Here is an 8,231-nt window from a genome sequence, read left to right as displayed (position 1 = left end):
GCTCAGCAATCGTTGGTTACATCTTTGATTTCTCGCGGAGTAACTTGTGATGCTGATAATCTTGTTGACTATCAGTCTGACTCCACAAGCACCCACACGAATTGCTTGATTCAGTTGTTAAAGAGCGGTTGGTTAAGATCTTTCGTCTCAACCGAGGCGCGTATTCTACAGCAGCCTCATTTGCTGTCAAGTGGTTATTTTCAGAAGTTTTCGAAGATTTCTTCAACAACTTCAACCACTTGCGCTTGCGATCTCTCGTAAGCGGGAGGCGAATTCTACAGCGTTACACGCTGCTGTCAATACCTCTTTTTCAACTCCCTTTCGGCTTCGATGAACTGAAGCAACTTGCTGTCGACAACTGCGTAACTCGTTGTTTACCAAGGAGTTTTCCGTTTCGACTGCGCCGGAAGTGCGGCGAATTATAGGCTTCCAGAATCTGCCGTCAACCTTCTTTTTCACATTTCTGTCATATAAGTCAAAAAAGCCCCAATAATGCAAAGGCCGGCCCCAAGGGGCCGGCCTTTTACCTACCGAGCCTTACAGGCTAGGGAAGGCGAATTGCGACGCTTCATGGCTGGCCCGTTGCGGCCAACGCTGGGTGATTGCCTTGCGACGGGTATAGAAACGCACCCCGTCCGGCCCATAGGCATGCAAGTCGCCAAACAGCGAACGCTTCCAGCCACCAAAGCTGTGATACGCAACCGGCACAGGCAACGGCACGTTAACCCCCACCATGCCGACTTCAATCTCATCACAGAACAGGCGCGCCGCTTCACCGTCACGGGTGAAGATACAAGTACCGTTGCCGTATTCATGATCGTTGATCAGCTGCATCGCCGCTTCCAGGCTATCCACCCGCACTACGCACAGCACCGGCCCAAAGATCTCTTCTTTATAGATACGCATCTCAGGGGTCACACGGTCAAACAAGCTGCCACCGAGGAAAAAACCTTGCTCATGCCCTGCAACACTCAAGCCACGGCCGTCAACGACCAGCTCAGCCCCCGCCGACACACCGTCCTCTATATAGCCACTGACTTTATCTCGCGCCTGCCCCGTCACCAACGGGCCCATATCCAGCCCGCAAGAAGTGCCCGCACCAATCTTCAACGCCTTGACCTGAGGCGCCAGCTTGGCGATCAACGCATCCGCTACCTGGTCGCCCACGCACACAGCCACCGAGATCGCCATGCAACGCTCACCGCAGGAACCATAAGCCGCGCCCATCAGGGCACTCACAGCGTTATCCAAGTCTGCATCCGGCATCAGCACCGCGTGATTCTTCGCCCCACCCAGCGCCTGCACGCGCTTGCCGCGTTTGGTCGCTTCGGAATAGATGTACTCGGCAATCGGCGTCGAACCTACAAAGCTCAAGGCTTTGACTTCCGGAGCTTCGATCAATGCGTCCACCGCGCCCTTGTCGCCATGCACCACGCTGAGCACGCCCTTGGGCAGTCCGGCTTCCTGCAACAGCTGCGCGATCAACAGCGTCGAACTCGGGTCGCGCTCTGAAGGTTTAAGGATGAAACAGTTACCGCAGACAATCGCCAGCGGGTACATCCACAACGGCACCATCGCCGGGAAGTTGAACGGGGTGATACCCGCCACTACGCCCAACGGCTGGAAGTCCGACCACGCATCAATGTTCGGCCCTACGTTGCGGCTGTATTCACCCTTGAGAATCTCCGGCGCCGAGCACGCGTACTCCACGTTCTCGATCCCACGCTTGAGTTCACCCGCGGCGTCTTCCAGGGTCTTGCCATGTTCTTCGCTGATCAACTGCGAGATCCGCGCTTCGTTCTGCTCCAGCAGTTGCTTGAAACGAAACATCACTTGGGCACGCTTGGCCGGCGGCGTATTGCGCCAAGCCGGAAACGCCGCCTTGGCTGAGTCAATCGCCTGTTGAATGGTTTCACGGCTGGCCAAAGGCACCTGGTGAATCACCTGGCCGGTAGACGGGTTATAGACGTCGGCACTACGACCGCTGTCGTTGACCAGTTCACCGTTGATCAAATGCTGGATAAGGCTCATGCAGGGCTCCTGAAAAATTGTTCTATATAGAAGGAGAAATCAGTCGATCTTGTTCAGCACTTCGCCGACCGCGTCAAACAGACGGTCCAGGTCCTGCGGCTGGCTGTTGAAGGTTGGCCCGAACTGCAGGGTGTCGCCGCCAAAACGCACATAGAAACCGGCCTTCCACAACGCCATGCCGGCCTCGAATGGACGCACAATGGCATCTCCATCACGTGGGGAAATCTGAATCGCACCGGCCAGGCCGTAGTTGCGAATGTCGATCACATTCTTGCTGCCCTTCAAACCGTGCAGCGCATTCTCAAAGTGCGGCGCGACTTCGGCTACGCTCTGCACCAGGTTTTCTTTCTGCAACAGGTCCAATGCCGCCAAGCCCGCCGCGCAAGCCACCGGGTGCGCCGAGTAGGTGTAGCCGTGGGGGAATTCCACTGCGTATTCCGGCGTCGCCTGGTTCATGAAGGTCTGGTAGATCTCGCTGCTGGCAATCACCGCGCCCATCGGGATCGCGCCGTTGGTGACTTGCTTGGCAATGCACATCAGGTCCGGGGTCACGCCGAAGCTGTCGGCACCGAACATCGAGCCGGTGCGGCCAAAGCCCGTGATCACTTCGTCGAACACCAACAGGATATTGTGCTGGTCGCAAATTTCGCGCAGACGCTTGAGATACCCCTGCGGTGGCACCAATACCCCAGCGGAACCGGCCATAGGCTCGACAAATACGGCCGCAATGTTCGACGCGTCATGCAGCTCGATCAGCTTGAGCAACTCATCGGCCAAGGCAATACCGCCCTGCTCCGGCATGCCCCGGGAGAAAGCGTTGCTGGCCAGCAAGGTGTGAGGCAGATGGTCAACATCCATCATCGCCTGGCCAAACAGCTTACGGTTACCGTTCACACCGCCCAGGCTGGTACCGGCAATGTTCACGCCGTGGTAACCACGGGCGCGACCAATCATCTTGGTCTTCGTGGCCTGGCCTTTCAGGCGCCAGTAGGCCCGCACCATCTTCACCGCCGTATCGGCACATTCAGAGCCCGAATCGGTGAAAAACACATGATTCAGGTTGCCTGGGGTCAGCTCGGTGATTTTTTCCGCCAACTGGAAGGACAACGGATGACCGTACTGGAAGCCTGGAGAGTAGTCCAAGGTGCCCAATTGCTTGGCGACCGCTTCCTGGATTTCCTTGCGCGTATGCCCGGCGCCACAGGTCCAAAGGCCCGACAACGAATCATAGACCTTGCGCCCCTTGTCATCGGTCAACCAGCTACCTTCGGCGGCCACGATCAGGCGTGGATCGCGCTGGAAGTTGCGGTTGGCGGTGTAAGGCATCCAGTGCGCATCCAGCTTCAATTGGCTGGCCAGGGACGATGGGGCGTTTTCGGGCATGTTCATCAGCAAAACCTCGCAGGGCAAAAGGCAGCGTCGGGATTGAAAAAGCGTTGTTGCAGCTAAATTGCCACGGGGATAAAGTCGGTGAAATCCAACTCTTCTAACCTTCAGTCAGGACTTCACTAAACTATGAGCAGCCGTCGTCCCGACCCTTTGGCCCAAGTCAGTGACTTCGATATTCGCCTGCTGCGCATCTTTCGCAGCGTAGTGGAGTGCGGCGGCTTCTCGGCAGCGGAAACCGTTCTCGGCATCGGGCGCTCGGCCATCAGCCAGCAGATGAGCGACCTTGAGCAACGACTAGGGCTACGACTCTGCCAACGCGGCCGCGCCGGTTTTTCCCTGACGGAAGAAGGCCGCGAGGTCTATCAATCTGCCTTGCAACTGCTGAGTGCCCTGGAAAGTTTTCGCACCGAGGTCAACGGCCTGCACCAACATTTGCGCGGCGAGTTGATCATTGGCCTCACCGATAACCTTGTCACTCTGCCCCATATGCGCATCACCCACGCATTGGCGCAGTTGAAAGAACGCGGCCCGGACGTGCAGATCCAGATCCGCATGATCGCCCCCAATGAAGTGGAGCAAGGCGTACTCGACGGTCGCCTGCACGTCGGTGTGGTGCCCCAGGCCAGCGCACTGTCGGGCCTGGAATACCAGCCGTTGTACAGCGAACGTTCCTTGCTCTATTGCGCGGTCGGCCACCCGCTGTTTTACGCCGACAACAAGCAACTCGACGACGAGCGCGTCGACAGCCAGGACGCCATCGCCCCCACCTTCCGCTTACCTGCGGAAATCCAGGCCCATTACCAGGCGCTCAACTGCACCGCCAGTGCGTCAGACCGTGAAGGCATGGCGTTCCTGATTCTCACCGGGCGTTATATCGGCTACCTGCCCGATCACTACGCCAGCCTGTGGGTACAACAAGGCCGACTGCGTGCGCTGAAACCGGCTACACGTTTTTACGATTTGAGCCTGGCATCGGTCACGCGCAAGGGCCGTCGCCCTCATTTGGTGCTGGAAAGTTTCCTGGAAAGCCTGGCCGCCACCCGCTGATTCGGGCCTCGCGCAAAAAGCTGAGCATATGGACAGCTTTTTGCAAGGACTCAAGGACCTTGAACCGTCCGCCTTGAGTTGACCCGCCATGCCCCCAAAATCCTCCAGCCCCAGCGACCTCATCTACGGCCTCAACGACCGGCCGAAACCACTGCCGGCTCTCCTCGCGGCGCTGCAACATGTATTGGCGGCGTTCGTCGGCATTATCACGCCGCCTCTGATTATTGGCTCCACCCTCGGCCTCACCGCCCACTTGCCCTACCTGATCAGCATGGCGTTGATGGTTTCCGGCGTAGGCACCTTCATCCAGGCACGCAGGCCGTTTGGTATCGGTGCCGGCATGATCTGCCTGCAAGGCACCAGCTTTGCGTTTCTCGGCGCGGTGTTGTCTGCAGGCTTTCTGGTGAAACAACGCGGCGGCAGCCCGGAAGACATTCTGGCGATGATTTTCGGCGTGTGCTTCTTCGGCGCGGCGGTACAGATTGTATTGAGCCGCTTTATCGGCCAGCTGCGCCGCGTGATCACACCGCTGGTGACCGGCATTGTGATTACGCTGATCGGCATCAGCCTGATCAAAGTGGGCATCACCGACCTCGGCGGCGGTTTCAATGCACCGGACTTCGGCGCCCCCGCCAACTTGGCGCTGGGCCTGTTCGTTGTACTGACGATCATCCTGCTCAACCGCTCGAACACGCCCTGGGTACGCCTGTCGGCCATCATCATCGGCCTGGCCCTGGGCAGCCTCGCGGCGTGGTTCAGCGGTAAACTGATTCCCCAGGCTTTGCCTGACCTGCCATTGGTCAGCCTGCCTACACCATTCCGCTTTGGTTTCAACTTCGACTGGAGCGCCTTCCTGCCGATTGCGCTGATTTATCTGATCAGCAGCATCGAAACCGTCGGCGACCTCACCGCCAATTGCATGATTGCCCGCCAGCCTATCAGCGGCCCTTCTTATATAAGCCGGCTCAAGGGCGGCGTCCTCGGCGATGGGGTGAGCTGCATGATCGCCGCCACTTTCAGCGCTTTCCCCAACACCACGTTTGCGCAGAACAATGGTGTGATCCAGCTCACCGGCGTGGCCAGCCGTTACGTCGGTTTATACATCGGCGTGTTGCTGTTCTGTCTGGGCCTGTTTCCGCTGATTGGCGCCGTGCTGCAGCAAATCCCCAAGCCGGTGCTGGGCGGCGCGACGCTGGTGATGTTCGGCAGTGTGGCCGCGGCCGGCGTGCGCATTCTCGCCCAGGCACCGCTGGATCGACGCAGCATGCTGATTATCGCCACCTCGTTCGGTGTTGGCCTGGGTATCGCCGCGCAACCTAACCTGCTGCACCTGATGCCGACACTGGTGCAGAACCTGTTCGACTCCGCCATCACCAGCGGCGGTATCACCGCCATCCTCCTGTGCCTGTTACTGCCGGAGGCCAAGGCAAGTACCACCGCCGCAAACCACACCCCGGAACGCGACAGCCTGGAACCGCTTTGACGGTTTTATTGCATCAGGACTTGTCTGAGGCTTGAGGGTGGGTTATCTGTGCACACGTCGTCTCTATCGATCAGCACGGAAACCTCCATGAGCCTCGAAGTTCCTGCCCACAGCAACCACGGCGGTAAACCCGCCAGCCGCATTCGGCAAAAGAATGAACAAGCGATTCTCCAGGCTGCTGAAGATGAATTCGCGCGCCATGGCTACAAAGGCACCAGCATGAACACCATCGCTGCCAGCGCCGGGCTGCCCAAGGCCAACTTGCACTATTACTTCACCAACAAGCTGGGCCTGTACATCGCAGTGCTGAGCAACATCCTCGAACTCTGGGACAGCACCTTCAACGCGCTGACCGCCGAGGATGACCCGGCCGTGGCGCTCGCTCGTTACATCCGCACCAAGATGGAATTCTCGCGCCGCCAACCCCAAGCCTCGCGGATCTTCGCCATGGAGATCATCAGCGGTGGCGAATGCCTCACTGAATATTTCGGCCAGGACTATCGGGCCTGGTTCAGCGGCCGTGCCGCAGTGTTCCAGGCGTGGATCGACGCCGGCAAAATGGACCCCGTCGACCCCGTGCATCTGATCTTCCTGCTGTGGGGCAGCACCCAGCACTACGCTGACTTCGCCACCCAGATCTGCCGCGTCACCGGTCGCACCAAGCTGACCAAGCAGGACATGGAAGATGCCGGCACCAACCTGATCCATATCATTCTCAAAGGCTGCGGCATCAAGCCAGCCCTATAAACGAAGCGATTTATGTCTTTTACGCTCACCGGTTTTTGCGAGTTTCGTGAAGAAATACGCAAGAGCCGCTTTATCACCGTGGCGGCGCCGATTACCAGCCCGCAGGACGCCCAAGCGTTTTTCGAGCAACACAGCGACCTGAACGCCACGCACAACTGCTGGGCCTGGAAGCTAGGCGATCAATACCGCAGCAGCGATGACGGCGAACCCGGTGGCACAGCCGGGCGCCCGATCCTCGCGGCCATCGAGGCCCAGGGCTTTGATCAGGTGGCCGTATTGGTGATCCGCTGGTACGGCGGCATTCAACTGGGCACGGGTGGCTTGGCCCGCGCCTATGGCGGCGGGGCCAATAAATGCCTGCAAAATGCCGAGCGCATCGAGCTGATCAGCCGCGTACCTCTGAGCTGCGCCTGTGGCTTCTCCGAGCTGAACCTGGTGAAGCTGCGCGTCGCTGAACTCGGCGGGATTGTGGTGGAAGAAACCTTCACCGCCAACGGCGTAGAGCTGCAACTCGCCCTGGGGGAGGCGCACATCGACACCCTGCAAACCCAGCTCGCCGACCTGAGCCGTGGGCGCATCCTGCTCGAACGCTGAAACTGCTACTGTTATGCGCTGAACTCCATGAACCGCGATTTCAAAGGAAGCCTTTCATGTCTACGCCAAAAACCGCACTGATCATCGGCGCCTCGCGCGGGCTGGGCCTTGGCCTGGTCAAGCAACTGCTCCAGGACGGCTGGGACGTGACCGCCACCGTGCGCGATCCGAACAAGGCCGATGCCCTGAAAGCCGTGGGGCCGGTGCAGATCGAGAAGTTGGATATGGACGACCAGCAAGCCGTGATCGCCCTGGCCCAACGCCTGAAAGACCACACCTTCGACCTGCTGTTCGTCAACGCCGGCGTCAAGGGCCCGGCCAACCAGGAGCCCGGCCACGCGACCCTGGCGGAAGTCGGCCAGTTGTTCTTCACCAACGCCGTGGCGCCAATCAACCTGGCCCAGCGCTTTGTCGGGCAGATCCGCAAAGACACCGGCGTGCTGGCCTTCATGAGTTCGGTACTGGGCAGCGTGACCATTCCCGACGGCTCGGACCTGGCGCTGTACAAGGCCAGCAAGGCCGCCCTCAATTCGATGACCAATAGCTTTATCACGCAACTGGGCGAGCCCAAGCCGACGGTGCTGTCGCTGCATCCAGGTTGGGTGAAGACCGACATGGGCGGCGAAAATGCCCACATCGACGTCGAGACCAGCGTGCGCGGCCTGGTGGACCAGGTAAATGCCTACACCGGCAAAGGCGGCCATCACTTCGTCGACTACAAGGGCGACACCATCACCTGGTAACCACCCTCAACTGTAGGAGCGAGCTTGCTCGCGAAGAACGCCCAAGCACTGCGTTAAACCAGACTGCCCGCGTCATCATTGACGATTTTCGCGAGCAAGCTCGCTCCCACAGAGGTAAACTGCCCACCTCGCCCTCCCCGGCGACCCTGGATCAGCAGACAGGGCAACACTGAGCTGGCAAACCTGAACCCATCATT

General features: G+C 59.1%; 7 protein-coding genes. 5 read left to right on the top strand and 2 right to left on the bottom strand.

The genetic code is table 11. The features are described 5' to 3' along the window. Positions 1–537: 537 nt before the first annotated feature. A complete protein-coding gene (locus tag HBO10_RS11855; protein WP_034125914.1) occupies positions 538–2,031 on the bottom strand; it encodes a CoA-acylating methylmalonate-semialdehyde dehydrogenase in 1,494 nt (497 codons plus the stop codon). Between the two features lie 39 nt (positions 2,032–2,070). Then, positions 2,071–3,420 (bottom strand): aspartate aminotransferase family protein, encoded by a 1,350-nt coding sequence (locus tag HBO10_RS11850; RefSeq protein ID WP_034125913.1) that lies wholly within the window; start codon positions 3,418–3,420, stop codon positions 2,071–2,073. 126 nt (positions 3,421–3,546) lie between these two features. Here HBO10_RS11850 and HBO10_RS11845 point away from each other — a divergent pair, with 126 nt between their 5' ends. The 5 genes from HBO10_RS11845 to HBO10_RS11825 all read left to right on the top strand — a co-directional run bounded on the left by HBO10_RS11845 (position 3,547) and on the right by HBO10_RS11825 (position 8,034). Continuing rightward, positions 3,547–4,467 (top strand): LysR family transcriptional regulator, encoded by a 921-nt coding sequence (locus HBO10_RS11845; protein WP_034125912.1) that lies wholly within the window; start codon positions 3,547–3,549, stop codon positions 4,465–4,467. Between the two features lie 88 nt (positions 4,468–4,555). Beyond that, on the top strand, positions 4,556–5,950 hold the full coding sequence (locus HBO10_RS11840; protein WP_034125911.1) for a nucleobase:cation symporter-2 family protein: 1,395 nt from the start codon (positions 4,556–4,558) through the stop codon (positions 5,948–5,950). An 87-nt stretch (positions 5,951–6,037) separates the two neighbouring features. Continuing rightward, positions 6,038–6,697: a TetR/AcrR family transcriptional regulator gene (locus tag HBO10_RS11835; RefSeq protein WP_034125910.1), complete on the top strand. Its 660-nt coding sequence runs from the start codon at positions 6,038–6,040 to the stop codon at positions 6,695–6,697. Positions 6,698–6,709: 12 nt separating this feature from the next. Then, a complete protein-coding gene (locus tag HBO10_RS11830) occupies positions 6,710–7,291 on the top strand; it encodes a YigZ family protein (protein WP_034125909.1) in 582 nt (193 codons plus the stop codon). 56 nt (positions 7,292–7,347) lie between these two features. Continuing rightward, positions 7,348–8,034 carry an SDR family oxidoreductase gene (locus HBO10_RS11825; protein ID WP_034125908.1) on the top strand — a complete coding sequence of 229 codons (687 nt, stop codon included), beginning with the start codon at positions 7,348–7,350 and terminating at the stop codon, positions 8,032–8,034. Positions 8,035–8,231 lie beyond the last annotated feature (197 nt).

The organism is Pseudomonas sp. WS 5503 (assembly GCF_012985385.1).
GTDB lineage: Bacteria > Pseudomonadota > Gammaproteobacteria > Pseudomonadales > Pseudomonadaceae > Aquipseudomonas > Aquipseudomonas paracarnis.
The sequence above is the reverse complement of the archived record's forward strand: the minus strand, read 5'-3'. Positions and strand labels throughout refer to the sequence as shown.

Excerpts from the sequence above, each read along its gene's own strand:
- HBO10_RS11855 (WP_034125914.1), bottom strand. The coding sequence starts at position 2,031 with ATGAGCCTTATCCAGCATTTGATCAACGGTGAACTGGTCAACGACAGC.
- HBO10_RS11835 (WP_034125910.1), top strand. The coding sequence starts at position 6,038 with ATGAGCCTCGAAGTTCCTGCCCACAGCAACCACGGCGGTAAACCCGCC.
- HBO10_RS11845 (WP_034125912.1), top strand. The coding sequence starts at position 3,547 with ATGAGCAGCCGTCGTCCCGACCCTTTGGCCCAAGTCAGTGACTTCGAT.
- HBO10_RS11830 (WP_034125909.1), top strand. The coding sequence starts at position 6,710 with ATGTCTTTTACGCTCACCGGTTTTTGCGAGTTTCGTGAAGAAATACGC.
- HBO10_RS11840 (WP_034125911.1), top strand. The coding sequence starts at position 4,556 with ATGCCCCCAAAATCCTCCAGCCCCAGCGACCTCATCTACGGCCTCAAC.
- HBO10_RS11850 (WP_034125913.1), bottom strand. The coding sequence starts at position 3,420 with ATGAACATGCCCGAAAACGCCCCATCGTCCCTGGCCAGCCAATTGAAG.
- HBO10_RS11825 (WP_034125908.1), top strand. The coding sequence starts at position 7,348 with ATGTCTACGCCAAAAACCGCACTGATCATCGGCGCCTCGCGCGGGCTG.